Below are 582 nucleotides of genomic sequence, written 5' to 3' on the forward strand. Positions count from 1 at the left end.
TTCGCTGTCAGTCTAAGATGTGTGAACAAAACCAGCCTCAGCTTCTTCAGTTTTGTCAGGTCTGTGTTGCGCGTAACCGTATACCATAGGAATATCCAGATTGCATCGTGATTTCGAGGAATCTTGCGCCGCCATTCTCCGGGATTGTCGATAGCCGGGTTTAGTGCATACTTCCTGCACAGGGATTCGTAAATCTCAGCGTGGAGTCCAGGGAGGAGTCTGGCTAGTGTTTCATGGTGTTTAACGGAAGTTCGATCTGGATGACGTCGATAAGCTAGCAAAATATCCGGTAGATTGCCCAGCCTCCCGACCTGGGATAAATCGAAGAAAAGCTTATTGTCCTCAATGTAAGGGTATTTTTCGTTGTATCTGATGTTGTTGTTTAGCAGCGCGCTGTGGCGAAGTATCGCCGTTGGATGGCAAATGGCTATGGCGTGAAGCTGGCGAAAGAGCAAAACCTCGTGCCTAGTATGCTTTGAGCTGGTTTGGAGAACACCCCGCTCATCAAATTCTTCAACATTGCCGCCACTGGCAACAATATCAGGGTTCGACTCCATGTAGTTAACTTGCTTCTCTATCCGG

At 48.1% G+C, this 582-nt stretch carries 1 protein-coding gene; it reads right to left on the reverse strand.

Features of this window, described 5'->3' with window-relative positions; all coding sequences use genetic code 11:
- Positions 1–557, reverse strand: a 557-nt coding sequence (locus S1OALGB6SA_RS07250; RefSeq protein ID WP_230204492.1) for a glycosyltransferase family protein, incomplete at its 3' end; no start/stop codon positions are given.
- Positions 558–582 lie beyond the last annotated feature (25 nt).

Origin of the sequence: Olavius algarvensis spirochete endosymbiont (genome assembly GCA_900608495.1) — a bacterium.
GTDB lineage: Bacteria > Spirochaetota > Spirochaetia > DSM-2461 > DSM-2461 > UBA2779.